We start from the raw sequence: 23,185 nt of genomic DNA on the forward strand, positions 1-23,185 counted from the left end.
CGCGGCCGCCGAAGCGGCCACGCCCCTATAGATGCGTAATTCGGTCTCCGCGTTACATGAACGAGGGATGGATTCCGGAGGAGTGGTGTCCGTTAGGCGTGCGGCAGCCGGTAGCGCCCGCCGGACAGCGGTTCCACCAGACCGTCCGAGACCAGCCCGTCCAGCGCGCGGGCCCGCTGCACCGGCTCGTCCCACACCGCGTCCAGCATCACCTGCGGCACCGGGGTGACCGCCTCGCGCAGGACGGCCAGCAGCTTGCCGCGCACCTGGCGGTCGGTACCGGCGTAGGTCTGGGCGCGGCGCGGCGGGCCGTCGTGGGCCGGCGACCCGGCCTGCTGCCAGGCGCACTGCGCGGCGATCGGGCAGCGGTGGCACTCGGGGCTGCGCGCGGTGCACACCAGCGCGCCCAGCTCCATCGTGGCCGCCGCCCACCGGGACGCGAGCCCCTCGTCCTCGGGGAGCAGCGCGCGGGCCAGCTTGCGCTCGGCGGCGGTGGTGGCGTTCGGCGGGTACTGCCGGCCGGTGACCGCGCGGGCGAAGACCCGCCGCACGTTGGTGTCCAGCACCGCGTGCCGCTGCCCGTACGCGAAGGAGGCGACGGCCGCCGCGGTGTACTCGCCGACGCCGGGCAGCGCCAGCAGCTGGGAGTGCTCCCGGGGGACGTCGCCGCCGTGGCGCTCCTGTATGGCGGAGGCCGCGGCGTGCAGCCGCAGGGCGCGCCGCGGATAGCCGAGCCGGCCCCAGGCGCGTACCGCCTCGCCCGGCGCCTCGGCGGCGAGGTCGGCGGGCCGTGGCCAGCGGGCCAGCCACTGCTCGTACACCGGCAGCACACGGCTGACCGGGGTCTGCTGGAGCATGAACTCGCTCACCATCACGCCCCAGGCGCCCGCTTCGGGGCGGCGCCAGGGCAGGTCGCGGGCATGCTCGGCGAACCAGTCGGTGACGGGGCCGTGCAGGCCGGTCCCGTCCGCGGCCTCCGCGGCCGATACGGCGGCGGAGGCGGTGTCGGCGGCGGCGGTCATGAGCGTGGGGATGGCAGGCGTCGAAGTCATGGCACCGTCGATCCTGGCACGCCCGCGCGCCCCCGGGAAACGCACCGGCTCCGCCCCGCCGCACGCCCACCCACACGCAGGAAGGGGGTGGGGGGCTACCGCGGGTATGTGCCGGGCCGGTGCGCGCGGGGCGGCGGGGGCGTACGAGGATGCCGGTATGGAGGAGAAGCGCGGTGGGGAAGGTGCCGGCGGCACGGGCGGTGCGGGCGCTCCCGCGGCGATCCGGCGGGCGCTGGACGGGCACTCGACGGTGACGCTGGCGTACGCGGACGAGGACGGGCCGCAGGCGTGTGCGGTGCTGTACGCGGTGGGGACGGCGGCGGACGGGGCGCCGGCGCTGTACTTCGTCACGGCGGACACCACGCGGCACGGCCGGGCCCTGGGGCGGCCCGGTGCCCGGGTGGCGTTCACGGTGCAGCGGGACGGCCAGGAGTGGAGCGCGCTGACCGGGCTGCAGGGGCGGGGCGGGTGCCGCCCGCTGAGCGGGGCCGAGCGGGCCGCCGCGTGGCGCGTCTACACCGCCCGCTTCCCGTTCGTCGAGGGGAGCGAGCGGCTGCGCGCGGCCCTGGAGCGGACCGCGCTGTGGGAGCTGCGCCCGGACTGGCTGCGGCTGATCGACAACGGGCGGGGTTTCGGTCACAAGGAGGAGTGGCAGGCGTAGTCGGTCCGTGGGGGTGGGGCGGGTGCCGGGTGCGGCGCGAGCGGGCGGGGTCCGGCGGCGGCCGGTGCGGCGGCTCGCCGGAGGTGCCGGTGGCGGCCGGGGTGCGGATCCGGCCAGGTGTCCGGTGCGCGAGATCGGTGGTGTCGAGCGGGGGAGCGGCGACGTCGGCGATCTGCCGGGGGACGGAATCGCATCCGGTGGACAAATTCTGACGCTATGTCAGATAGCGCGGTTATGGTCGAAAGTGTGCGGAGATGGGTGCGGGTGCACCTGTCGAACGTGAAGGCGGGGCGGTGCGGCGGCCGGTGGCGCGGTGGCCGCGGGGGGCGCGACCGCGGGGGCGCGCGGCGATGTAAGGGGCGCCCTGCGGACCGATGATGTGAAAAGTTGCAGCCCGATACGGCGGGTACTGGCCGGTGCGGGTACGGATCTCTCGTAGAGTTTCCGCGTGGGATCACTGCGCAATCCGATCGGGCCGCTTCCGTCCTCCATCTACTGGCGGCGGAGGGCCGTTGCGCTGGCCGTCGTCGTGCTGCTGGTCGCGCTGGTCGTGTGGGTCCTCACCATGGGCGGCGGCGACACCACCACCGCCAACGAGGGCAAGGGCGCGAAGGGAACGGGCCCCGCGGCGTCCATCACGCCGGGGCCGGCGCCTACCGGACCGGCGATCAGCCAGAAGCCCGGCGGGCGCGATGTGTCGGGTTCCGGGGGGAGTTCGGGTGGGGACTCCGGTTCCGGTGACGGGTCCGCAGGGGGCGCGTCCGGGGCGGACGGCAAGGGCGGCGCGTCCGGCGGTGGTGCCGGCGGCGGCTCCGGTTCGGGCGGTTCGGGCTCCGGTTCCGGCTGGGCGCCGATCGGCGAGGGCACCGGCAGCAACGCCGTGGCGGCGGGTCCCACCGTCCCCAACTGCACATCTGGCGCCGTGAAGTTGACCGTGCACAGCACCGAGGACTCCTACGCGCCCGACGACCGGCCGAAGTTCGAGCTGACGATGGAGAACTCCGGTGACGCGGCCTGCAAGGTGGACCTCGGACGCAAGGCGGCGCTGCTGACCATCAGCGACAGCTCGGGCGGCGACCGGGTGTGGTCCTCCGGCGACTGCCCGTCGACCGGCGGCCCGGCCTGGCTCCAGGTGCCGGCCGGTGGTTCGGTGACCCGGTCCATCGCCTGGGACCGCCGGGCGAGCGGCCCGCAGTGCGCGACGCCGAGCGCGGCGGCGGTGCCGGCCGGCACGTATCTCATCGAGGCGAAGGTGCCGGGGCTGACCGCGGCCCGGACGTCGTTCGACCTGGCGAAGGACTGACCGAAGGACTTCCCGGCGGGGCGACGGACCGACCGGCGGCGCACCCGCCGCACGGCCCCCTGCCCTCGCTCCCCCGCGGCCCGGAACTCCGCGCTCCGCAAGTTCCGCCCGTAGGGAATCTGCTCAGAGCGTGCGGTGCTGGTACCGGCCGCGCCCGCTGCGGCACAGTCGCCGCCATGAAGCTACTGATACTGGGCGGTACGGAGTTCGTGGGCCGGGCGGTCACCGAGGCGGCGCTGGCGCGGGGTTGGCGGGTCACGGTGTTCCACCGCGGGCGGCATACGGCGCCGGACGGGGCCGCGGCGCTGCGCGGCGACCGGACGGCACAGGGCGGGCTCGCCGCCCTGGAGGACGGCGAGTGGGACGCCGTCGTCGACACCTGGAGCGGGGCGCCCGCGGCGGTGCGGGACACCACCCGGCTGCTGGCCGACCGGGTCGGCCGGTACGCGTACGTCTCCACCGGCTCGGTGTACGCCTATCCGCCCACCTGCCGGATCAGCGAGCGGGCCGCGCTGGTCGACGGCTCGCCCGACGCCACCGACGCCGACGACTACGCCGCGGCCAAGCGGGGTGCCGAGGTGGCCGCGACCGACGCCTTCGGGGACCGGGCGCTGCTGGTCCGCGCCGGGCTGATCCTCGGCCCGTACGAGAACATCGGGCGGCTTCCGTGGTGGCTGGGCCGGATCGCCCGCGGCGGGCCGGTGCTCGCCCCGGGGCCGCGCGAGCTGCCCCTCCAGTACATCGACGCCCGCGACCTCGCCGAGTGGACCCTGGACGCCGTACGGGACGGGCGGGGTGGCCCGTACAACCTGGTGAGCGAGTCCGGGCACACGACGATGGGCGAGCTGCTGGAGAGCTGTGTGCGGGTCACCGGCTCCGCGGCCGAACTGCGCTGGACCGCGCCGGAGGACGTCCTCGCGGCGGGCATCGAGCCCTGGACGGAGCTGCCGATCTGGCTGCCGCCGGGGCAGCTCCACGACGTGCTGCACGGCGGTGACGTCGCCAAGGCGCTGGCGTCGGGGCTGCGGTGCCGGCCGGTGGCGGAGACGGTGGCCGACACCTGGGAGTGGCTGCGGAGCATCGGCGGGGTCGCGCCGCGGCGCCCGGACCGGCCGGTGCCGGGCCTGCCGGCGGAGAAGGAGGCGGCGGTGCTGGGCCGCTGAGCACCGGGGCCCGCAGAGACACCTACGGCCCGTGGAGGCGATACCTCCCACGGGCCGTACGGGTGCCGTGCCGGGTCCTCGGTCCTGTCCGAGGGGGCATGGCCGGAAAGGCCCTAGACGTACCGTTCCAGGATCGACGACTCCGCCAGCCGGGACAGGCCCTCGCGGACCGAGCGGGCGCGGGTCTCGCCGACGCCGTCGACCGCCTGGAGGTCGTCGACGCTGGCGGCGAGGAGCTTCTGGAGGCCGCCGAAGTGGTCGACGAGGCGGTCGATGACCGTGCCGGGGAGCCGGGGGACCTTCGCCAGCAGGCGGAAGCCGCGCGGGGAGACCGCGGAGTCCAGCGTCTCGGGGGCGCCGCTGTAGCCCAACGCGCGGGCCACGATGGGGAGTTCGAGCAGCTCGGGGTGGCTGAGCGCGTCCAGGTCGGCCAGCGCCTCGGCGACCGTGCGGGAGCGCTTGGCGGTGGGCTCGGGGACGTAGTCGCGGGCGACCAGCTCGCGCTCCGGCTCCACACCGGCGATCAGTTCCTCCAGCTGGAGGGCCAGCAGGCGGCCGTCGGTGCCCAGTTCGACGACGTACTCGGCGATCTCGGTGGCGATCCGGCGGACCATCTCCAGGCGCTGGGCGACGGCGCTGACATCGCGGACCGTGACCAGGTCCTCGATCTCCAGGGCGGAGAGGGTGCCGGCGACCTCGTCGAGGCGGAGCTTGTAGCGCTCCAGGGTGGCGAGCGCCTGGTTGGCGCGGGAGAGGATCGCGGCGGACTCCTCCAGGACGCGCCGCTCACCGTCCACGTAGAGCGCGATCAGCCGCATGGACTGGCTGACCGAGACCACCGGGAAGTTCGTCTGGATGGAGACCCGCTGGGCGGTGCGGTGGCGGGTGCCGGTCTCCTCGGTGGGGATGGAGGCGTCCGGGACCAGCTGGACACCGGCGCGGAGGATCTTGGTGATGTCCTTGTCGAGGACCAGCGCGCCGTCGAGCTTGCACAGCTCGCGCAGGCGGGTGGCGGAGAACTCGACGTCCAGCGCGAAACCGCCGGTGCACATGGACTCGACGGTCTTGTCGAAGCCGAGGACGATCAGGCCGCCCGTGTTGCCCCGGAGGATGCGCTCCAGGCCGTCCCGCAGGGCCGTACCGGGCGCGACGGCGCTCAGCGAGGCGCGCATCAGGCTCTCGGTGCCGGAGCTCCCTCCGGACCTGCCGGGAGACGATGCCCGGTCGTTGGCTGCCACTGCACTCCTCCGTCGCAAGGATCTGTCGGTCCGCCGGCCGCCCGGCCGCTGCCGCGGTGCGTACCAAACGAGGGTATCTGGGAGCTACGCAGCCGGCGGTGAGACGGCGGTGACGGGCGAGACCGGGGCAAAGTCTACCGGCGCGCGTCCTCCTCCCGCGGGGCCTCCCGACGTACCCGCTTGGGCAGCACGGACAGCGCCTGACCGACGTCGGCGACCTCCAGGACCCGCATGCCGGCGGGGATCTTGCCCGGATCCGCGGGGACCAGGGCGTGCGTGAAGCCGAGCCGGGCGGCCTCCGAGAGGCGGCGCTGGACGCCGGTGACCCGCCGCACCTCGCCGGCCAGGCCGACCTCGCCGATGGCGACCAGGTTCTTCGGCAGCGGGGTGTCGCTGGCGGCGCTGGCCAGGGCGAGCGCCACGGCGAGGTCGGCGGCCGGCTCGGAGAGCTTCACGCCGCCGACCGTCGCGCTGTAGATGTCGCGCTTGCCCAGGGCGCTGATCCGGCCGCGCTGCTCCAGGACGGCGAGCATCATCGAGACCCGGGAGGTCTCCAGGCCGGAGGTGGTCCGCCGGGGGGAGGGGATCTGGGAGTCGACGGTCAGCGCCTGGACCTCGGCGACCAGCGGGCGGCGGCCCTCCAGGGTGACCGTCAGGCACGTCCCGGGCACCGGCTCGTCGCGGCGGGTCAGGAACAGGCCGGAGGGGTCGGCGAGGCCGGTGATGCCCTCGTCGTGCAGCTCGAAGCAGCCGACCTCGTCGGTCGTGCCGTAGCGGTTCTTGACGCCGCGGACGAGGCGGAGCCGGGCGTGCCGGTCGCCCTCGAAGTGCAGCACGACGTCGACCAGGTGCTCCAGGAGGCGGGGGCCGGCGATGGCACCGTCCTTGGTGACGTGGCCGACCAGGAGGGTCGACATGCCGCGCTCCTTGGAAGCCCGGATCAGGGCGCCGGCGACCTCGCGGACCTGAGCCATCCCGCCGGGGGCGCCGTCGATCTCGGGGGAGGCGACGGTCTGCACGGAGTCCAGGATGAGCAGCGACGGCTTGACCGTGTCCAGATGGCCGAGGACGGCGGAGAGGTCGGTCTCGGCGGCCAGATAGAGGTCCTCGTCGAGCGCCCCGATGCGGTCGGCGCGCAGCCGGACCTGGCTGGCGGACTCCTCGCCGGTCACATAGAGCGTGCGGTGGCTGCCGGAGGCGGCCTTGGCGGCGACGTCCAGCAGGAGCGTGGACTTGCCGACGCCGGGCTCACCGGCGAGCAGCACCACCGCGCCCGGGACCAGCCCGCCGCCCAGCACGCGGTCCAGCTCGGGCACGCCGGTGGAGCGGGCGGCGGCCTGCCTGGCGTCGACCTGGCCGATGGGTAGCGCGGCGGTGGTGACCCGGCCGGGGGCGGTGGTGCGCACCGCGGGGGCGCCGCCGAACTCCTCGACCGTGCCCCACGCCTGGCACTCCGGGCAGCGGCCGAGCCACTTCGCGGTGGTCCAGCCGCACCCGGTGCAGCGGTACGAGGGGCGCTCCTTGGCCGACGATTTGCGAGTTGCCATGACGCAACCGTAGCGGCGGGGTGTGACAGCGGGGGTCCCAAGCTCTTGATGAGCCGGGGGGGGGGGCCCCATCGGCTGCGGTTGCGCCGACCGGGCGGCGTGCGCCGAGCGCGCTCGGGGGCCGAATAGCAGATTTGTGTCCCCTTTTGAGGGAGATGGTCACCCGAACGGGTTAAAACCGGTCTCGCCAAGCGAGACCGGCTGCATCATCCGCCTACCGTCGCCGGGGTGATGAGCAGCAGGCCCGAGCACCCTACGCACACCACCGGCGCACACCGGTCGCGCGGCCCGGCGCCGCGCCGGCCCGAGGAAGAGGACCGCGGGATCCGCCGGAACCGCGACACACGGCGGCGGCACGAGGCCCGCCAGGACCGCTACGAGCCGTATCTGGACGGGCTGTTCACCTACTGCCTGTCCGTGCTGTGCGAGCACGACGCGGCCACCGCGGTGCTCGGCGAGGCGCTGGCGCTCGCCGAGCGGCAGCACGGCCGGCGCCCCGGCGTCGCCGGCCTCTACGGCCCCTGGCTGTATGCCCTCGCCCGCTGGGCGTGCCTGCGCCGGCTCGCCGAGGCCGGTCAGGAACCCGCGGCCCCGCCCGGCGAGCGGCCGGAGCAGGAGCAGGAGCGCCGGCGGGAACTGGCCGTGCTGGCCTGGCCGGAGGCCGCCGGGACCACGCCCGAGCAGCGCGAGGCGCTGGAGCTCTCGGTGCGCCACCGGCTGTCGCCCGACGAGGTCGCCGCGGTGCTCGGCGCCGAACCGGCCGCCACCCGCGCGCTGCTGGCCGCCGCGTCCTGCGAGGTCGAGCGGACCCGGGCGGCGCTGGCCGTCGTCGAGTTCGGGCGATGTCCGGACGTGGGCCGACTGGCCGGGGACAGCCAGATGCTGCTGGGCGCGGCGCTCCGCCGGGAGCTGGTGCGCCATGTCGACGACTGCGCCGAGTGCCGGCGGACCGCCGAGCGGGCCACCGCCGCCGGGCCCTGGCCGGGCACCGCGCCCGCCGACCAGGGCACGCTGCCGCTGGTGGGCGCCGAGCACGAGGCGGTGTTCGCGGCGCTGGCGGCGGCCCTGAAGTCCCGGTCGGGGCGGGCGGAGGGGGTGCCGGGCGCGACCGCGGCGCCGGCCGGTGGCCGGCACGGTGGAGCAAACGGTTCTCCTCGCTACGGCCGCAACGGATTCCCGGTAGGCCCCACGGACCGGGTCGCGCGCCGCCGTCGGCTGCGCAACCGGGCGCTGACCACCACGGTCGTGGCGACGGTGCTGGCGGCGCCGGTGCTCGCCCTGTGGGCGGCCTACCGCGGCGCCCCGGAGACCGGCGAGACGGACGCCACGACGGTGGCGGCCAACGACACGGACGCCGGGCCGGGCGCCGGCGCCCCGTTCGACGGCCGCCGCTACGAGAACGCCGGCAACGCCCGTCCGACGACCCCGCGGCGCGGCCTGACGGCCGGCGACTGGACGCCCGACGTGTCCGTCGAGGTGGCAGGCCCGGACAGCGGCCCGACGCCGCCGGCCGACCGGGAGGAGCGGGGGCCGGGGCGGCTGACCGTCGACGCGCAGCCCGCCGCCGGGACGACGGTCATCACGATCCGGGCCTCGGGCCGCTCGCCGGTGCGCTGGCGGGCGGCGGCGGCAGCGCCCTGGCTCCAGATGAGCCATACGGCGGGGGAGCTGCAGCCGGGCCAGACCACGAAGATCACGGTGTACGTCGACCACGACCGGGAGCCCGAGGGGCACTGGAAGTCCAAGATCGCCATCGAGCCGGGCGGCACCGTCGTCGCGCTGGAGGGCCATGGGGTGACCGAGCCCGCTCCGGGGCCGGGCCGCCCCTCGCCCGGCGGCCCCACCCCGGCACCGCCGCATCCGGCGCCCGGCCCCGGCCGTCCCACCCCGACGCAGCAGCCGGCGCTGTCCCCGACGCCGACGTACCCGGGACCGACGGCGAACCCGACCGCGCGGCCGACCGAGGATGCGACCGGGCGGCCGACCACGCAGGCGGGCGGACCCGGCCCCTCGGCGCCGGGTGGGCCCGCCCCTTCGCACACCCCTCGCCCGCCCCGCTGAGCCGGCGCCGCGGCGGAACGGCTGGGCCTTGTCCGACGGGTCAGGGTCGGACAGGCCCTAGCTCTTGGAGGGCTCGGCGTCCCGCCGCGGCTTCGGGTCGGCCGGGTGCGGCGCCATCGGCAGCGTCGCGGCAAGCCGCTCCTCGCACAGCCCGGCGAGCTTGGCGTACCCCTTCTTGCCCATCAGCTCGGTGAGTTCGGGCTTGTAGGTGACGTAGACCGGATCGCCCGCGCCGTGCGCCGACGTCGCGGACGTGCACCACCAGTGCAGGTCGTGGCCGCCGGGGCCCCAGCCGCGGCGGTCGTACTCGCCGATCGTCACCTGCAGGATCTGGGTGTCGTCCGGCCGGTCGATCCACTCGTACGTCCGCCGGACCGGCAGCTGCCAGCACACGTCGGGCTTGGTCTCCAGGGGCTCGCGGCCCTCGCGCAGCGCGAGGATGTGCAGCGAGCAGCCGGCGCCCGCCGCGAAGCCGGGGCGGTTCTGGAAGATGCAGGAGCCCTGCCAGCGCCGGGTCTGCCGCTCGCCGTCCTCGTCCTCCTCGGTCCAGCCGGTGCTGGTGCCGACGTCGTGGAACTGCCACAGCTCGGGCGTGAGCCGCGCCACGTGCTTCGCGACCCGCTCCTCGTCCTCCTCGTCGGAGAAGTGCGCGCCGAGGGTGCAGCACCCGTCGTCCGCGCGGCCCGCCTGGATGCCCTGGCAGCCGCTGCCGAAGATGCAGGTCCAGCGGGAGGTGAGCCAGGTCAGGTCGCAGCGGAACAGCTGCTCGTCGTCGCCGGGGTCGGGGAAGGTGACCCAGGCGCGGGCGAAGTCGAGGCCGACCTCGTCGGCCGGTGCCCCGCCGCCGGAGCGCGCCGCCGCAGCCGCCTGCGCGCGTCGCTTTTCTTCCTTTTTCAGGGCCTTTTGGTGCTTCGCCTGTTTCGTCTTTGCCACGGGTCCAGCGTAAGGCGAGCCGCAAGTGTCCCCTGCCGCGGCAGTAGGTTTCACCTCATGAGACTCGGTGTCCTCGACGTGGGTTCGAATACGGTCCATCTCCTGGTGGTGGACGCGCACCCGGGCGCGCGCCCGCTGCCCGCCTACTCGCACAAGGCGGAACTCCGCCTTGCCGAGCTGCTCGACGCCGGCGGCGCCATAAGTGACGCCGGTGTGCACCGCCTGGCAGCCACCATCCGCGAGGCGATGCAGGTCGCCGAGGACAAGGGCGTCGAGGACGTGCTCCCGTTCGCCACCTCCGCGATCCGCGAAGCCGCCAACGGGGAGGACGTGCTCCGGCACGTCACCGAGGAGACCGGGGTCGACCTCCAGGTGCTCTCCGGCGAGGACGAGGCCCGGCTCACCTTCCTGGCGGCCCGCCGCTGGCTGGGCTGGTCGGCGGGCCGGCTGCTGGTCCTGGACATCGGCGGCGGCTCGCTGGAGATCGCGTACGGCCTGGACGAGGACCCGGACGTCGCGGTGTCGCTGCCGCTCGGCGCGGGCCGGCTGACCGCCGGCGACCTGCCCGGCGACCCGCCGGACGCGGAGGCCGTCCGGGCGCTGCGCCGCCGGGTGCGCGCCGAGATCGCCCGTGTGGTGAGCGACTTCAGCCGGTACGGGACCCCGGACCAGGTCGTCGGGACGTCCAAGACCTTCAAGCAGCTGGCCCGGATCGCGGGCGCGGCGCGGTCCGCGGACGGGCTGTACGCCCAGCGCGAGCTGACCCGCAAGAGCCTGGAGGAGTGGGTGCCGCGGCTGGCCGGAATGTCCGCGCGGGAGCGGGGCGGGCTGCCCGGGGTGTCCGAGGGGCGCGCCCCGCAGCTGCTGGCCGGGGCGCTGGTCGCCGAGGCGGCGCTGGACCTGTTCGCCGTGGCGACCCTGGAGATCTGCCCGTGGGCGCTGCGCGAGGGCGTCATCCTGCGGCGGCTGGACCACCTGCCGGAGCACTAGGGTCCGCGCCCCCGGTACGCAGGGGGGCGCGGCCGGTGCCGTACGGGCGGTGGGGCGGTCTCCGTACGGCGGGAGAGGGCGGGGTCCGTACGGCGGGAGGGACGGCGCCCGTACGGCAGCGGTGGGAGGGCCGTCTCCCCCGGCCGCGCGACGTCGCGTTCCGGCCGTTCCCGCCGAGTGCGGCGGAGATCACACCGCGCGCCGCGGGACGGCCGCGCCACACCGGTAGCCCCCGTCCCACCTGCCCCGGCAGTGCCCCGTCGGCCTGCCGTGGCGGCCCGGACCTCCTGCCCCGCGGCAGGCCCCGGCCCGTACCCTGTCCCTCGTGACAGAGCCTGTGGTGCGCATTCCCGATGCGAAGGTCGCGCTGTCCACGGCTTCGGTGTATCCGGAGTCGACGGCGACGGCCTTCGAGATCGCCGCGCGCCTGGGCTACGACGGCGTCGAGGTCATGGTCTGGACCGACCCGGTCAGCCAGGACATAGAGGCGCTGCGCCGGCTCTCGGACTACCACGGGGTGCCGGTGCTGGCGGTGCACGCGCCCTGCCTGCTGATCACCCAGCGGGTGTGGTCCACCGACCCCTGGGTCAAGCTCCAGCGGGCCCGGCAGGCCGCGGAGAAGCTGGGCGCCTCGACGGTGGTGGTGCACCCGCCGTTCCGCTGGCAGCGCAGCTACGCCCGGGACTTCGTCCGCGGCGTCTGGCGGATGGCGAGCGAGACCGACGTCCGGTTCGCCGTGGAGAACATGTACCCCTGGCGCTACCGCGACCGCGAGATGCTGGCGTACGCCCCGGACTGGGACCCCACCAACGACGACTACCGGCACTTCACCGTCGACCTCTCGCACACCGCCACCGCGCGCCATGACGCGCTGGAGATGGCGGCGCGGATGGGCGACCGGCTGGCCCACGTCCACCTCGCGGACGGCAACGGCTCCGCCAAGGACGAGCACCTGGTGCCGGGGCGCGGCAGCCAGCCGTGCGCGGAGCTGCTGGAGCGGCTGGCCGCCAACGGCTTCGACGGCCATGTCGTCGTCGAGGTCAACACCCGCCGGGCGATGTCCGCCGCCGAACGCGAGGCCGACCTCGCCGAGGCGCTGGCCTTCACGCGGCTGCATCTGGCGTCGCCGACGTGGGTGCCGGGCAAGTGAGCGGTCCCGGGCGCGCGCACGATTCCGGACCGGCGAGCGGGGACACCACGGACACCGCCGACACCGCCCCGCGCCGCCGCCGGGGCCGGCCGGCCCGTACCGAGGCGGCCGAGGGGCCCGGCACCCGGGAGCAGATCCTCGCCGCGGCCCGTACGGAGTTCGCCGAGCGGGGCTACGACAAGACCTCGGTCCGCGGGATCGGCAAGGCGGCCGGGGTGGACGCGGCGCTGGTGCACCACTACTTCGGCACCAAGGAGCAGGTCTTCGCAGCGGCCATCGAGATGTCCTTCGCGCCCGCGCTGACCATGCCGGACGCCCTCGCGGGCGGCAGTGAGGCGGGCGTGGGCGAGCGGATGGCCCGCTTCATGTTCGGCGTCTGGGAGAACCCGGTCAGCCGGCCGCCGCTGCTGGCCATCATGCGCTCGGCGCTGACCAACGACACCGCGGCGGCGGTGCTGCGCGGGCTGGTCGAACGCCGGCTGCTCCACCGGGTGGCGGGCGAACTGCACGTGCCCGACCCCGAGTTCAGGGTCCAGCTGGCGGCGAGCCATCTCATCGGGATCGCCATGCTGCGGTACCTGGTCAAGATGGAGCCGATGGCGTCCGCGGACCTGGAGGAGATCGTGGCGATGGTCGCCCCGACGCTCCAGCGGTACCTGACTCGGCCGTAGGGCGGACGGGGCGGACGCCCCCGGCCGGGTGCCCGTACCGCCGTCCGCACCGACGCCGTCCGCACTCCGGTCGGACATCTCACATCCCGGAGTCGTTGTCCGGATCTTGGATCAAGAGCGTAATCTCGGGATCAGCTGCTGTATGGCGCCACTGCTGTACGTACGTATCCCGACGTACGTGTCCCGAATCCCGAGGGAGTGACCATCGTGCCCGAGCTGAGGTCCCGCACCGTTACCCATGGCCGCAACATGGCGGGCGCCCGCGCCCTTATGCGGGCCTCGGGCGTAGCGAGCGAGGACATCGGTAAGCCGATCGTCGCGGTCGCCAACTCCTTCACGGAGTTCGTGCCCGGCCACACCCACCTCGCCCCCGTCGGCCGGATCGTCTCCGACGCCATCCGGGCCGCGGGCGCCGTCCCCCGCGAGTTCAACACCATCGCGGTCGACGACGGCATCGCCATGGGCCACGGCGGCATGCTGTACTCCCTCCCCTCCCGCGACCTGATCGCGGACTCGGTGGAGTACATGGTCGAGGCGCACTGCGCCGACGCGCTGATCTGCATCTCCAACTGCGACAAGATCACCCCGGGCATGCTGATGGCCGCGATGCGCCTGAACATCCCGGTGGTCTTCGTCTCCGGCGGCCCGATGGAGGCCGGCCAGGCCACCCTGGTCGACGGCACGGTCCGCAAGCTCGACCTGATCAACGCCATCGTCGACTCGGTCAACGACAGCGTCTCCGACGAGGACGTCCTCCGCATCGAGGAGAACGCCTGTCCCACCTGCGGCTCCTGTTCCGGCATGTTCACCGCCAACTCCATGAACTGCCTGACCGAGGCCATGGGCCTCTCCCTCCCCGGCAACGGCTCGGTCCTCGCCACCCACACCGCCCGCCGCGCGCTCTACGAGAACGCCGGCCGCACGGTCGTCGAGATCACCAAGCGCTACTACGAGGACGGCGACGAGTCCGTCCTCCCGCGCAACATCGCCACCCGCGCCGCCTTCGAGAACGCCATGGCCCTCGACATCGCCATGGGCGGCTCGACCAACACGATCCTGCACCTCCTGGCCGCCGCCCAGGAGGCCGGCCTGGACTACGACCTCAAGGACATCGACGCGGTCTCCCGCCGCGTCCCGTGCCTGGCCAAGGTCGCCCCGAACGTCGCCCCCGGCGGCACGTACTACATGGAGGACGTGCACCGCGCCGGCGGCATCCCCGCCATCCTCGGCGAGCTGTACCGCGGCGGCATGCTCAACGAGGACGTCCACTCGGTCCACTCCGCCACCCTCGCCGAGTGGCTCAAGACCTGGGACGTGCGCGGGGGTTCGCCGTCCGCCGAGGCCGTCGAGCTGTGGCACGCGGCCCCCGGCTGCAAGCGCTCGGCCACCGCCTTCTCGCAGTCCGAGCGCTGGGAGACGCTGGACGTGGACGCCGCCGGCGGCTGCATCCGCTCCACCGAACACGCCTACTCCAAGGACGGCGGCCTGGCCGTCCTCAAGGGCAACATCGCGGCCGACGGCTGCGTGGTGAAGACCGCCGGCGTCGACGAGTCCATCTGGACCTTCGAGGGCCCCGCGGTGGTCTGCGAGTCCCAGGACGAGGCCGTCGACAAGATCCTCACCAAGCAGATCAAGGAGGGCGACGTCGTCGTCATCCGCTACGAGGGCCCCAAGGGCGGCCCCGGCATGCAGGAGATGCTCTACCCGACGTCGTTCCTCAAGGGCCGCGGCCTGGGCAAGGCGTGCGCCCTGGTCACCGACGGCCGCTTCTCCGGCGGTACGTCCGGCCTCTCCATCGGCCACGCCTCCCCCGAGGCGGCCTCCGGCGGCACGATCGCCCTCGTCGAGGACGGCGACCGCATCCGCATCGACATCCCCAACCGCTCGATCGAACTCCTCGTCAGCGATGAGGAGTTGGCCACCCGCCGCGAGGCCCTCGGCGGCGTCTACGCCCCGAGGAACCGCGACCGCAAGGTCTCGGCGGCCCTGCGCGCGTACGCGGCCATGGCGACCAGCGCGGACAAGGGCGCGGTGCGGGACGTGAGCCAGCTGGGCTGATCCCTGGGCCGTGAGCCCAGGGCCGTGCCCCATGACGTAAGGGCCCCGTCCGCCGCGAGTTGTGACTCCCATGACTTCCGGCGGGCGGGGCCCTTCGCGCCGCAGTACATCCATCACGCCGATTACATCGGTCTTTCATGACGGTCGTTCAGGATGGCGCCGGGCCATCCACCGGCAAGAAGGGAACGACACGTGATCGGGAAGACCAGGAAGACCAAGAAGACCGGAAGGCTCAGGGTATTACCGGGCCTCGTAGCGGCCCTGGCGCTCACCGGCTCCCTCGGCGCTGCCGCGGCCACCGCACACGCCGACGCGCCCTCCGGCCATGCTCAGCAGACCAAACGCGTCTACAACGGTATGCAGATCGCGTTCCCCCCGAACCCGACCAAGTTCTTCTGCACCATCGGGGCCGTGGGAACCGACGACCACCAGCGCAAGATAGCCATCTCGGCAGGGCACTGCCAACGCGACAAGTCCGGGAAGTACGCCGACCACGAGATCCCGGACAACATCATCCCCGTCGTCGACCGCAACGACGTGAAGTTCGGCCCGATCGGCTACGTCCGCTACTTCAAGGACCCCGAGGGTTCGCAGACGGGCCATGCCACCAAGGACTACATGGTCATCGAGCTGCTTCCGACGGTGACGCTCTCCTCGCAGGGGCCGCACCTCAAGCAGACCGGAGTGCTGAAGTACCCCAAGGGGCCGGTCAGTCCGAACGCCATGAAGCCCGCGCTCGACTCCGAGCGCCTGCTGACGACCGGCAACAACGAGATCATCACGTCGGGGCAGACGGGGACGTGGTACGGCACCGTCATGAACAACGACAACGGCATCTACCGGGCACCGGCCGTGGGCAAGTCGGGCGACTCGGGCGGCCCGGTCATCTGGCACGTGCCGGGAACCGATCTCCCGTCCCAGGCCAACAAGTTCCAGGCGGCCGGCCCCTGGGCCGGGATCACCAAGGCGATCACCCTCCAGTTGCCGCCCTTCAACTACACCAGCTCGGCGAACATCCTGGCCGACCTGCGCACCCGCGAGGCCGCCGACGCCAAGCACGACATCTACGGCGCGGGCTTCGAGGTGACCCCGAACCCGTAGTGCCCGTAACGCCCCAAGGAGCCCCCATGAGCCCCACGATTCCTACGGGAGTGGGAGCGCCTTGACGCCGACGACGAAGGCTCCCCAGGCCGCCGCCTCGAAGACGAGCGCGGGGCCCTGGGGGTCCTTGCTGTCGCGGACGGGGACAAGGGCGGGGACGTTGTCGGCGATCTCAATGCAGGCGCCGCCGTCCTGGTTGCTGTAGCTGGACTTGCGCCAGGTGGCGTTGGTCAGGCGGTCGTCGGAGACCTCAAGGCACTCTCCCCCATCCTGGTTGCTGTACGAGCTCTTGCGCCAAGTGACAGCGCTCAGGTCGATGGATCGCACGGCGCTTCCTCCAACGTCTGGATGATGAACTTCCGCGAATCGGCCGGGCTCAACGCCAGGTCACGCACCGCATCGTACGCATGTTGCAGACGTTCAACTGAAGCCGTTTCCTGGACGAGTTCGCCTGAATACCCGGTCTCCACCCACGCCACGGTGCAACCGTCCGCGCCGCGCAGGAACATGGTGTCGGTGTTGGTCAGGGCATGGAGCCCGGCGGTCTGTAGCAGCACCTGAATGACGACGTTCTTGCGCTCACCCATGCTCACCAGGTGTTCGAGTTGCTGCCGCCACTCGTTGGCATCCCCCAACGGGGTACGCAGCGCAGCCTCGGACAGGATCGTGCGGAGCTGTGGCGCATCGTCGCCCGTCAGAACCTCCCGACGCCCTATGCGCGCTTCGACCTGCCGTGTCAGCTCCTCGCCCTCAAGGCCGCCCGCCGTAAGCAACTCACGTGCGTAGCCTTCTGTCTGGAGCAGGCCGTGCAGGTTGGCTGCTGCGTAATGCCACAGGCTCACCGCCTCTTGTTCCAGCGTCATGTAACGCCGGTACCGTTCCTTGAACTGCGTCGGGTCTCCGACTGCCAACTCCCAGAGCGTCAGCAGCAGTCCAGGCGTTCCATAGTGCTGATCTAGCGCCTCGGCGACCTCCGGGCCGCCGATCGTCTGCCCGTTCTCCATCTTGCCGAACAGGGACGGGTCCCAACCCAGAGCCTGGCCGAGCTGCCGCAGGCTCTCCCCTCGCTGCCTGCGCAGTAATCGCAACTCCTCCGCGAACCGTCGGCGCGGCTCCTGGCTTCGACCGGTGACGACCCTTCTCGGCGGCACGACGACCTCCTGTGCGGAAGGTGTTGAACTAATGGACTCAGGCCGCAGAAGTACGGCCCGCAAACGGCGCTCGCGCCCACTTCCGCAGCCATTCTTGTAACGGCCGGAACACCCACCGTAGTCACGTTCCGGCGCGTCAGGCAGGCAAACGGCAGAAGGAGCACCCCCATGACGAAGGAGCGGGCCGCGGACGCGGAAGCGGCGCTCGACGAGTTGGCCGACGCGCTGAAGCGGAACGGCATCGTGCTGCCGTCGCTCGGCCTCGACCTGGTGACGTACAGCGGCCAACAGGCGCTTCCGCTCGTCGAGTTGGGGCGCTGCAACCCGCAGACCGCGCGGAAGCTGGCCGCCGCCATGAGGGAAGGGGGCGCGCGGCCGTGAGTGCGTACGTCCCCGCGAAGGGCGAGATCGTACGGGACATCCTGCGGGACCGGGTCGGGCGCGTGATGGACCGCGAGGGGGACTGCTTCCAGCTCCGTCCGCTCGGCGGCGGCGTGGAGTGGGACGCGGACCCGAAGGGCCTCGCACCCGTCCCGGTGTCCGTCGCGCTGAGCGGCGATGTCGCGCACCTCAACCGGCACAGTGCTGTGCGAGCAGCGAGGAACTGACCGGGCCGTACCCGAGCGCCGCCCAGGTCAGCGGCGCTCGCGTCGATGGCGGCCTCGCGGGGCACCGCTGCGTAGGGCCTGAGGCGAGCTGGCCTTTTCTTCCGGCCAGTTCCACACCTGTTCGGGGAAGTCGTCGATGATGATGGTGAGGGTGTCGACCATGGTCAGCAGGTCTTCGTAGGTCTTGCGGCCCGATGTCCAGCCGATCATGCGGCTTCCCTCGATGCGCCAGCCCAGCTCGGCCTTGTGCATGAGTTTTTCCAGGGCGTAGGAGTTGATGAGGGCTGCGAATTCGGGATCGGTGGTGAAGTGCCGGACCAGGTGGCTGCCGAGGTCCTTCAGGTCGCGGTGCCCGTATATGGAGGACGGGAGAGCGACCCGCTGCCACTCCCTGGTACGCCACGACAGCCGACTACTGGTGAAAGCGGTATGCGGGAGCGCGCGCGGCAGGGGGAGCACCGCTACGGAGTACGTATCCGGCATGCTTGACCCGCTGCTCCCTAAGGGGCGCTGCCACGCCAGGAGATGGAACAGGCTCACCTCGCGGCCCTGAACGGCGCCCTGGAGCAGATTGTCGATCCTGGCGCCGTGTGGGCCGAGGCTGAACGGGTAGCCGCCGCGTTCAAATGTGGCGAGGTAGTCGCGGGCGTGCTTGCGGTAGGTCCAGGCCGGGTTGTCCCGGAAGCGTTTGATGCTCTTGCGCACCTTGAACATGGTCGGCAGCGGTCACATCACCCCCGGCCAGTTCCACGCCTGTTCGGGGAAGCCGTTGATGATGGTGGTGAGGGTGTCGGTGATGGTGAGGAGGTCTTCGTAGGTCTTGCGGCCGGACGTCCAGCCGATCATGCGGTTTCCCTCGATGCGCCAGCCCAGCTTGGCGTCGTGCATGAGCCGTTCCAGGGCGTACGAGTTGATGAGGGCTGCGAAATCGGGGTCGGTTGTGACATGACGGACCAGGTGGGTGCCGAGGTCGGGCAAGTTCCTGACGGGGCCTGTGGCGGGATTGAGGGCGGGCAGTTTCTCTTCCCGCGCGGACGACGCCAGTCGATTGCTGGTGAAGGCGGTGGCTGGGAGTGCGCGGGGCAAGGGGAGTACGGCCACGGAGTACGGCCAGGCGACGTTCGGCTGGTAGGGACCGCCTGCGCGCTTCCATGCCAGGAGGTGGAACAGACTGACCTCCTGGCCCTGGACGGCGCCCTGGAGCAGATTGTCGATCCTGGCGCCATCGGGGCCGAGGCTGAACGGATAGCCGTGGTCGTCGCATGTGGCGAGGTAGTCTCGGGCACGCTTACGGTAGGTCCAGGCCGGGTTGTCCCGGAAGCGTTTGATGCTCTTGCGTACCTCGAACACGGTCGGCTACTTGTCCTCATCAGTCTTGTCAGTGCCGGAGTTGAGGCCGTTGCCGTCTCCGTAGATGATGCCGTCCATGGCGATCTTCTGCCTGACGGGGAAAGGCTTGGGGCCGCCCGGGCGGGCTGCGTGGAACTCGTCCCCCACGTGATCTGCGCCCCCGGCAGCAGCTCCTGCCGCGCCGCTGAAGGCAACGTCGCGCCAGATGTCCTTGTCCTGCCCCTCGGCTGCATCCACTCCATCCGCTGCCGCCTGCCCGCCCGCACTGCCGAGTCCGCCCATGGCGATCTTGCCCACCGCGTTCTCGCTGCCGAGGGCTGCCGCAATGGTCTTCCCCGGCGCCCACGCCTCCCCGGCAGCGTGCCTACCGGTGCTGTCCGCCCAGCTGCTTACCTTGCTCCCCAGCGCGCCGCCGGTTTGCGTGATCCCCGTGCCCACTGCTGCGGACACCGCGGCATCCTGGAGGTCCTGCCCCCAGGTGATCTTCTGCCCGGTCATGGCCTGCCCGGAGACGTTGCCGATGAAGTTGGCGTCCGTACTCTTGCCGAACTCCACGGTGAACTTGACCAGTTTGTTGCCCTTCATTGCCGTCTGGACCTTCTCCAGCACCTCGGCGACCTTGATCAGGAGCTGTCCGAGCCGGGTGACCTCGCCCGCCGCCTCAGCGATCTCCGCCTCCGCCGCGCCCGCCGCGATGGCGTCTGAGAAGCCCGCGGTCAGCACCGACAGGCCGATACCGATCGCCGCCGTCGCGAGGACTTCCTCGACCACGCGGTGGACCTCGTGGTTGGCCTTCTGGATGGCATCCGCGGTGGTGTCCAGCTGCTTGGCCACGGTCTCGAACTGTGGCAGCGCCTTCTCCACCTGCCCCTTCGTGTGGTTCCAGTGGGCGTGGAAGGCGTCCGCGGCGGCGCCGGTCCAGTTGTCGCCTAGCTGGGCGACCTCGTGGTCCTGCGTCTCGATCGTGGTCTTCAGGTCGTGGGCCATGCCTCGCCACGCCTCGGCGCAGGCCCGTAGGACGGACGGGTCCCCGCCGGGGTTGAACAGGTCGAAGCTCTTCTCGATCTGCGGCTGCTGGTCCTGCGGCTGCGGTTTCTGCTGCTGGTCGGCCATGTCACTTGCCCCCGAACTGCTGCGCCCGCGCGGTTTCGGCGTCCTGGTAGGAGGCGAGAGTGTGGTGCAGGCCGGCGGCGTAGTTCCGTAAGCCCGCGGATAACTCCTGGAGCGCCGCCGTCGTGTGACGGGTCATCTCCACGTACTGGGAGAGGGCCTCGGTGGACTCGGACATCACACCGAAGGCGTCGTCCACGTTCTCCGCCCGCTTGGCGAAGTCACCAATGCGGCCGTCGAGATGGTCGGCGGAGGCGGTGAAGTCCTTGGCCAGGGCGGTGACCGGCTCGGGTTGGATGGCGAACTGCTGATGCGGCATGGCTGCCCCCGTGTGACGTCGTGTGATTGTTACGGCAGGGAGCGTAGGCAGATCGGTGCCGTGGAACCGGCGCACCGGGCGGGGATCTTCACGGAGCCTTGACGCATGTGACGGGGCGCGTTAACGGGAATGACGTCGCGTCAAGTGCGTGGCGCTGACGTGGCGTTCGTCGGTGGGAGTCGGTGGACGGCCACTCCTCACCACCGCCGCGGGTCCCCCGTCGGCACGCCGAATACCGTGCCGTCCGGGGAGGCCGCGTAGATCCGGTCGCGGGCGGTGTCGAGGCTGGGGGCGGGCAGGGACTGGAGGAAGCCGTTGTGGCGGGCGGCGGCCAGGCGGGGCGGGGTCTGGCCGAGGAGGGCGCCGGAGGTGGTGTCGACGGCGATCAGGCGGCCGTCCGCGGCGGTGAAGTAGAGGCGGTCGCCGCTGACTATCGGGGCCGAGCCGCGGCTGACCGAGGTCTCGGTGTCCCAGGTGCGTGCGCCGACGGCCTGGAGGGCGCCGCCCTCGGCCAGGAGGTAGACCGTTTCGCCGCGGACGACGGCGGCCACCCCGCGCAGCGGCGCGGCGAGCGGGAGTTTGCGGACCTGCCGGGTGCCGGGGTCGTAACGGACCACGCCGGTGGTGGAGTTGACGAAGGTGGGGTCGGTGGCGGTCAGGTAGAGCGCACCGGAGGAACCGGTTCCGGCGAGGGCGAGGGAACCGGGGAGGCGGTGGGACCAGTGGATCGTGCCGTCGGAGGGGTTGATGGCGGTGACCTGGGTGGTGGGGGTGCGGCCGTCGGGGACGGCCTCCGCGGCGTAGGCGGTGTGCGGGTCGCCGTAAGCGGTGAAGACGGGCAGCCGGTGACCGGGGAAGCGCTTGCGCCAGCGCTCCTGGTGGGTGGTGCTGTCCAGGGCGGTGACCGTGCCGTCCCCGGAGGACAGCAGGATGCGGTCGCCTACGACGACGGCGCCGCCCTGGTAGGACGTGAGGTCCTTCCTCCAGCGGGTGGCGCCGTTGCCGTGCGCGGACGGGTCGAGCGCCAGCAGCTGACTGGCGTCGGGGGAGAAGACGTAGAGCAGGCCGCCGGAGAGGACCGGTGCGGTGGGGGAGACGGCGGGCTTGTGTGTGGTGTCGGCTTTGTGCTGCCAGGCCGCCGTGCCGGTGTCCGGGTCGATGCGGGAGGCGAGCAGCCCGGACTGCCCGCAGAAGAGGCCGCCGGCGCCGGACGTGCAGAACGGCATCTCGGCGGCGTAGCCGGCGGGGCGCTTGACGAGCGTGGTCCGCCAGGGGTGGAAGGCGGTGCGCGGGGCGTTCTGGGCGCGGGTCTGGAGGGCCGGGTCGGTGTCGGCGTCGGTGGTGAGGGCCCGGACGCCGGCGACCGCGCCGACGGCGGTGGCGGCCAGCGCCAGGGCGGCCCAGATGAGGCGGCGGCGGGAGCGGCCGGACGGGGAGGGGCCGGGGTCGGGGTTGCCGGTGCCGGCGGGTGGGTCCGGGGTGTGGGACGGGGCGGTCTCACGGGCTGCCGCGGTCTCACGGGGCGGCTCGGGGGCGGTGGAGAGTTCCGGCGTGCGGGCCCGTACGTGCGTGGCTTCGGCTCGCGGCGGGGTGGACGCGTCGCGAACGGGCTGCCGCTGACCGGGTATTCGGGTGCCGGTGCCGGTGCCGGTGCTGGTGCTGGTGCCGGCGGCTGCGGATGCGGCTGCCACCGCGCCCGGGTCCGTGCCTCTCTCCGTATCCACGCCCGTGTCGGTGGGCGGCATCGGGAGCGTCGCGGGAACCACCATCGACGTGTCCGTACGGAGCAGTTCCATCAGGGCACCCGGTGTCGGCCGGTCCGCCGGGTCCTTCGCCAGGCAGCTCTCGACGAGCGGTACCAGCTCCTTCGGTACGCCGGACAGATCCGCGTCGTCGTGCACCACCTGGTACGCGACCAGATACGGGCTCTCCGAGTCGAACGGGCCGCGCCCCGTGGCGGCGTGCACCAGCACCGACCCGAGCGCGAACACGTCGGCCGCCGGGCCCACCTCGCGCGGGCGCTGGAACTGCTCGGGTGCCATGAAGGGCGGCGTGCCGATCAACTTGCCGGTCTCGGTGCGCATTTCACTGTCCGAAGGACGCGAAATGCCGAAATCGATGACCTTCGGGCCGTCGGCGGCCAACAGCACATTTCCCGGTTTGAGGTCGCGGTGGACGACGCCCGCGCGATGGATGTCGCGCAGCGCCTCGGCGAGCCCCGCGGCCAGTTGGCGAACCTCGGCGGGAGCCATCGGGCCATTCCGCTTCACCTGATGCGAAAGGGTCGGGCCGGGAATGTGCAGGGTCGCCATCCAGGGCCGTTCGGCCTCCGGGTCGGCGTCCACGACCGGTGCCGTGAAGGCCCCGCTGACCCGCCGGGCGGCGGTCACTTCCTGCCTGAACCGCCCCCGGAATTCCGGATCCTGGGCGAATTCGGCGTGAACGACCTTGACCGCCAGCAGCAGCCCGGAGGAGGAGCGGGCCAGGTGGACCACGCCCATTCCGCCTGCGCCCAGCCGCGTCTCCAGGCGGTATTGCCCGGCGTATTCCGGACGCTCCGCTTCCGGGCCGATCCCGGAATCGCGCAGCGGCGGCATCGTTCCACCCCCGAGTCATTCCCCAGCACATCAGGTCGCAGGTGCGACGCGCGGAGCCTAGTCGATTAGTCGTACGAGACGAACGAGGCTTGCTAGCGTGCGCGGTGCGGTTGCCGAATGAC

Annotated in this window: 22 protein-coding genes; 11 read left to right on the forward strand and 11 right to left on the reverse strand. The window is 72.5% G+C overall.

Annotation, left to right across the window (positions count from 1 at the left end; all coding sequences use genetic code 11):
• Positions 1-92: 92 nt before the first annotated feature.
• Positions 93-1,052 (reverse strand): A/G-specific adenine glycosylase, encoded by a 960-nt coding sequence (locus ACO1BR_RS10180; RefSeq protein ID WP_426794691.1) that lies wholly within the window; start codon positions 1,050-1,052, stop codon positions 93-95.
• A 157-nt stretch (positions 1,053-1,209) separates the two neighbouring features.
• On the opposite strand from ACO1BR_RS10180, the gene ACO1BR_RS10185 reads away from it, so the two are divergent.
• The 3 genes from ACO1BR_RS10185 to ACO1BR_RS10195 all read left to right on the forward strand — a co-directional run bounded on the left by ACO1BR_RS10185 (position 1,210) and on the right by ACO1BR_RS10195 (position 4,179).
• Positions 1,210-1,713, forward strand: a complete 504-nt coding sequence (locus ACO1BR_RS10185; protein ID WP_426794692.1) for a pyridoxamine 5'-phosphate oxidase family protein — start codon at positions 1,210-1,212, stop codon at positions 1,711-1,713.
• 448 nt (positions 1,714-2,161) lie between these two features.
• On the forward strand, positions 2,162-3,016 hold the full coding sequence (locus ACO1BR_RS10190) for a hypothetical protein (protein ID WP_426794693.1): 855 nt from the start codon (positions 2,162-2,164) through the stop codon (positions 3,014-3,016).
• A gap of 176 nt (positions 3,017-3,192) precedes the next feature.
• Entirely contained in the window at positions 3,193-4,179 is a 987-nt protein-coding gene (locus tag ACO1BR_RS10195) for an NAD-dependent epimerase/dehydratase family protein (RefSeq protein ID WP_426794694.1), read from the forward strand.
• A 113-nt stretch (positions 4,180-4,292) separates the two neighbouring features.
• Here the strand turns inward: ACO1BR_RS10195 and disA are convergent, their stop codons facing one another.
• Positions 4,293-5,417 (reverse strand): DNA integrity scanning diadenylate cyclase DisA, encoded by a 1,125-nt coding sequence (gene disA, locus ACO1BR_RS10200; protein ID WP_159508720.1) that lies wholly within the window; start codon positions 5,415-5,417, stop codon positions 4,293-4,295.
• Between the two features lie 134 nt (positions 5,418-5,551).
• On the reverse strand, positions 5,552-6,964 hold the full coding sequence (gene radA / locus ACO1BR_RS10205) for a DNA repair protein RadA (protein ID WP_426794695.1): 1,413 nt from the start codon (positions 6,962-6,964) through the stop codon (positions 5,552-5,554).
• Positions 6,965-7,195: 231 nt separating this feature from the next.
• On the opposite strand from radA, the gene ACO1BR_RS10210 reads away from it, so the two are divergent.
• Positions 7,196-9,025, forward strand: a complete 1,830-nt coding sequence (locus ACO1BR_RS10210) for an RNA polymerase sigma factor (RefSeq protein ID WP_426794696.1) — start codon at positions 7,196-7,198, stop codon at positions 9,023-9,025.
• Between the two features lie 57 nt (positions 9,026-9,082).
• Here the strand turns inward: ACO1BR_RS10210 and ACO1BR_RS10215 are convergent, their stop codons facing one another.
• Positions 9,083-9,958, reverse strand: coding sequence for a hypothetical protein (locus tag ACO1BR_RS10215; protein ID WP_426794697.1), 876 nt, complete (start codon positions 9,956-9,958; stop codon positions 9,083-9,085).
• A 57-nt stretch (positions 9,959-10,015) separates the two neighbouring features.
• On the opposite strand from ACO1BR_RS10215, the gene ACO1BR_RS10220 reads away from it, so the two are divergent.
• From ACO1BR_RS10220 to ACO1BR_RS10240, 5 genes are all read left to right on the forward strand, one after another.
• Positions 10,016-10,948 carry a Ppx/GppA family phosphatase gene (locus ACO1BR_RS10220; RefSeq protein WP_426794698.1) on the forward strand — a complete coding sequence of 311 codons (933 nt, stop codon included), beginning with the start codon at positions 10,016-10,018 and terminating at the stop codon, positions 10,946-10,948.
• Positions 10,949-11,285: 337 nt separating this feature from the next.
• Complete coding sequence (locus ACO1BR_RS10225) at positions 11,286-12,098, forward strand: sugar phosphate isomerase/epimerase family protein (RefSeq protein WP_426794728.1); 813 nt, start codon at positions 11,286-11,288, stop codon at positions 12,096-12,098.
• A complete protein-coding gene (locus tag ACO1BR_RS10230; protein WP_426794699.1) occupies positions 12,095-12,769 on the forward strand; it encodes a TetR family transcriptional regulator in 675 nt (224 codons plus the stop codon). The genes ACO1BR_RS10225 and ACO1BR_RS10230 overlap by 4 nt, the downstream gene beginning before the upstream one ends.
• 207 nt (positions 12,770-12,976) lie before the next feature.
• Positions 12,977-14,827, forward strand: a complete 1,851-nt coding sequence (gene ilvD, locus ACO1BR_RS10235; RefSeq protein ID WP_426794700.1) for a dihydroxy-acid dehydratase — start codon at positions 12,977-12,979, stop codon at positions 14,825-14,827.
• A 192-nt stretch (positions 14,828-15,019) separates the two neighbouring features.
• Complete coding sequence (locus ACO1BR_RS10240) at positions 15,020-15,928, forward strand: hypothetical protein (RefSeq protein ID WP_426794701.1); 909 nt, start codon at positions 15,020-15,022, stop codon at positions 15,926-15,928.
• Between the two features lie 42 nt (positions 15,929-15,970).
• Here ACO1BR_RS10240 and ACO1BR_RS10245 read toward each other — a convergent pair whose 3' ends face one another.
• Together ACO1BR_RS10245 and ACO1BR_RS10250 are read right to left on the reverse strand one after the other, a co-directional pair.
• Positions 15,971-16,255, reverse strand: a complete 285-nt coding sequence (locus tag ACO1BR_RS10245) for a DUF397 domain-containing protein (protein WP_426794702.1) — start codon at positions 16,253-16,255, stop codon at positions 15,971-15,973.
• Entirely contained in the window at positions 16,237-17,079 is an 843-nt protein-coding gene (locus ACO1BR_RS10250; protein WP_426794703.1) for a helix-turn-helix domain-containing protein, read from the reverse strand. Before ACO1BR_RS10250 ends, ACO1BR_RS10245 begins: the two co-directional genes overlap by 19 nt.
• A 168-nt stretch (positions 17,080-17,247) precedes the next feature.
• Here ACO1BR_RS10250 and ACO1BR_RS10255 point away from each other — a divergent pair, with 168 nt between their 5' ends.
• Complete coding sequence (locus ACO1BR_RS10255) at positions 17,248-17,460, forward strand: hypothetical protein (RefSeq protein ID WP_159508711.1); 213 nt, start codon at positions 17,248-17,250, stop codon at positions 17,458-17,460.
• Positions 17,457-17,687, forward strand: a complete 231-nt coding sequence (locus tag ACO1BR_RS10260) for a hypothetical protein (RefSeq protein ID WP_159508710.1) — start codon at positions 17,457-17,459, stop codon at positions 17,685-17,687. Before ACO1BR_RS10255 ends, ACO1BR_RS10260 begins: the two co-directional genes overlap by 4 nt.
• A gap of 27 nt (positions 17,688-17,714) precedes the next feature.
• Here ACO1BR_RS10260 and ACO1BR_RS10265 read toward each other — a convergent pair whose 3' ends face one another.
• The 5 genes from ACO1BR_RS10265 to ACO1BR_RS10285 all read right to left on the reverse strand — a co-directional run bounded on the left by ACO1BR_RS10265 (position 17,715) and on the right by ACO1BR_RS10285 (position 23,063).
• Entirely contained in the window at positions 17,715-18,401 is a 687-nt protein-coding gene (locus tag ACO1BR_RS10265; RefSeq protein WP_201305104.1) for a hypothetical protein, read from the reverse strand.
• A gap of 12 nt (positions 18,402-18,413) precedes the next feature.
• On the reverse strand, positions 18,414-19,037 hold the full coding sequence (locus ACO1BR_RS10270) for a hypothetical protein (protein WP_426794704.1): 624 nt from the start codon (positions 19,035-19,037) through the stop codon (positions 18,414-18,416).
• Between the two features lie 6 nt (positions 19,038-19,043).
• The gene (locus ACO1BR_RS10275) at positions 19,044-20,150 is read right to left on the reverse strand and encodes a WXG100 family type VII secretion target (RefSeq protein WP_426794705.1); all 1,107 of its coding nucleotides are present in this window, start codon (positions 20,148-20,150) and stop codon (positions 19,044-19,046) included.
• Position 20,151: 1 nt separating this feature from the next.
• Positions 20,152-20,466, reverse strand: coding sequence for a WXG100 family type VII secretion target (locus tag ACO1BR_RS10280; RefSeq protein WP_426794706.1), 315 nt, complete (start codon positions 20,464-20,466; stop codon positions 20,152-20,154).
• Positions 20,467-20,663: 197 nt separating this feature from the next.
• Entirely contained in the window at positions 20,664-23,063 is a 2,400-nt protein-coding gene (locus ACO1BR_RS10285) for a protein kinase domain-containing protein (RefSeq protein ID WP_426794707.1), read from the reverse strand.
• Positions 23,064-23,185 lie beyond the last annotated feature (122 nt).

The sequence above is a fragment of the Streptomyces sp. YGL11-2 genome (assembly GCF_050054615.1).
GTDB lineage: Bacteria > Actinomycetota > Actinomycetes > Streptomycetales > Streptomycetaceae > Streptomyces.

Excerpts from the sequence above, each read along its gene's own strand:
- ACO1BR_RS10275 (WP_426794705.1), bottom strand. The coding sequence starts at position 20,150 with ATGGCCGACCAGCAGCAGAAACCGCAGCCGCAGGACCAGCAGCCGCAG.
- ACO1BR_RS10285 (WP_426794707.1), bottom strand. The coding sequence starts at position 23,063 with ATGCCGCCGCTGCGCGATTCCGGGATCGGCCCGGAAGCGGAGCGTCCG.
- ACO1BR_RS10265 (WP_201305104.1), bottom strand. The coding sequence starts at position 18,401 with ATGTTCAAGGTGCGCAAGAGCATCAAACGCTTCCGGGACAACCCGGCC.
- ACO1BR_RS10280 (WP_426794706.1), bottom strand. The coding sequence starts at position 20,466 with ATGCCGCATCAGCAGTTCGCCATCCAACCCGAGCCGGTCACCGCCCTG.
- ACO1BR_RS10185 (WP_426794692.1), top strand. The coding sequence starts at position 1,210 with ATGGAGGAGAAGCGCGGTGGGGAAGGTGCCGGCGGCACGGGCGGTGCG.
- radA (WP_426794695.1), bottom strand. The coding sequence starts at position 6,964 with ATGGCAACTCGCAAATCGTCGGCCAAGGAGCGCCCCTCGTACCGCTGC.
- ACO1BR_RS10255 (WP_159508711.1), top strand. The coding sequence starts at position 17,248 with ATGACGAAGGAGCGGGCCGCGGACGCGGAAGCGGCGCTCGACGAGTTG.
- ACO1BR_RS10180 (WP_426794691.1), bottom strand. The coding sequence starts at position 1,052 with ATGACTTCGACGCCTGCCATCCCCACGCTCATGACCGCCGCCGCCGAC.
- ACO1BR_RS10220 (WP_426794698.1), top strand. The coding sequence starts at position 10,016 with ATGAGACTCGGTGTCCTCGACGTGGGTTCGAATACGGTCCATCTCCTG.
- ACO1BR_RS10210 (WP_426794696.1), top strand. The coding sequence starts at position 7,196 with ATGAGCAGCAGGCCCGAGCACCCTACGCACACCACCGGCGCACACCGG.
- ACO1BR_RS10195 (WP_426794694.1), top strand. The coding sequence starts at position 3,193 with ATGAAGCTACTGATACTGGGCGGTACGGAGTTCGTGGGCCGGGCGGTC.